General features: G+C 37.1%; 1 protein-coding gene. It reads left to right on the top strand.

Annotated elements, in window-relative coordinates; all coding sequences use genetic code 11:
- The first annotated feature begins 58 nt into the window (after positions 1–58).
- Positions 59–1,393, top strand: a complete 1,335-nt coding sequence (locus tag CLV38_RS13565) for an IS3 family transposase (protein WP_106196521.1) — start codon at positions 59–61, stop codon at positions 1,391–1,393.
- Positions 1,394–1,434: the final 41 nt, after the last annotated feature.

Genomic DNA, 1,434 nt, shown 5'->3' with positions numbered 1-1,434 from the left:
TTTTTTAGAGTTTTTTCGTTATACTTTTATAGACTAGTTTTAAGTGGAGGTTTTTCTGATGAGCAAAAAAATATATACAAAACAAGAAATAGAAATACTGCAAAAGAATCCTAATGTAAAAGCAGTCTCTTCGAAAAGCATTACCTATTCTCCTGCCTTTAAAATTAAAGCAGTAAAGCAAAGTGAGAGTGGAATGACCTCAACAGTTATCTTTGAGGCCGCCGGCCTACCAGAAAATCTTGTAGGTAAAGGTAAACCTCATCAGTGTGTGAGTCGCTGGAAGATAAGTGTCAAAAATAAAGGCGAAGAAAGTTTTCATAACGAAACTCGTGGTAAAGGGACGAGAGAAAACGGGAAACAAAAAGGATCTATCGAGGAACAGTTGGAAGAGGCAAAAGTACGTATAGCCTATTTAGAAGGTAATTTAGATTTAGTAAAAAAATTAGAGAGTCAAGAAAGGAGCGTGAAGAACGACAAAGAAAACGTACTGAAGATCAGTGAGCGGTATGAACTGATCAATTCAATCATACGAGAATATGGTCTTAAAGGTATGATCAAGCATTTGTGCGAAGTAGCCGAGGTTAGTCGTAGTGGTTACTATTATTGGTTGAACACTGAGACAAACCGCTATAAGAAGTACGAAAAAGACAGCAATGATTTCGAATTGCTCCATCAAGTGTACATTGAGAAAAGAAAATGCGGTGTGGACGAAATAAAGATGGCATTAGAGGCTGAATATGGTATTGTGATGAACCATAAAAAGATTCGGAGAATTCTTCGACTACATGGGATCGTTTCTCCCATTAGAAAAGCCAAACCCTACAAGAAAATGATGAAGGCGACACAAGAACATCAAACTAAGAAGAATCTTGTCAATCGTGATTTCAATAGAGGAGTCCCTTATAAAGTATTACTTACTGATATTACATATTTACCTTACGGTAAGGGCCAAATGGCCTACCTCTCTGCCGTTAAAGATGGGACTACGGGAGAAATCGTTGCACATCACTTCTCTACTTCTTTGAAGATGGATTTGGTCTTTAAGACTTTGGAGAAATTAGATCGTGTCACACTTGATATTCCTGATACAGAAAGGTACCTGCATTCTGATCAAGGCTTTCACTACACCAATCCTAAATATCAAAGTAATGTTGAAAAAATGGGACTTATTCAATCGATGTCTAGAAGAGGCAATTGTTGGGATAACGCTCCAATCGAATCCTTTTTCGGTCATATGAAGGACGTAGTCCTCTCAGAAAGACATGAAAGTCTACAGAAGTTGTGGCATTCTGTAGAAGACTACATTTTATTTTACAATCATGGTCGGTATCAAAAGAAATTAAAGAAGATGACCCCAGTAGCTTATCGGGATCACCTTCTATGGACTGCATAATATTGTTTTTTTAATGTGTCTAGTTTATAGGTAGAGATTCA

The organism is Alkalibacterium olivapovliticus (assembly GCF_003003275.1).
Taxonomy (GTDB): domain Bacteria; phylum Bacillota; class Bacilli; order Lactobacillales; family Carnobacteriaceae_A; genus Alkalibacterium; species Alkalibacterium olivapovliticum.
Note: the sequence above shows the minus strand (reverse complement) of the source record. Positions and strands in the feature narration are given on the sequence as shown.

What these genes read in the sequence shown, in the direction of transcription:
- CLV38_RS13565 (WP_106196521.1), top strand. Translation starts at nt 59, where the DNA reads ATGAGCAAAAAAATATATACAAAACAAGAAATAGAAATACTGCAAAAG.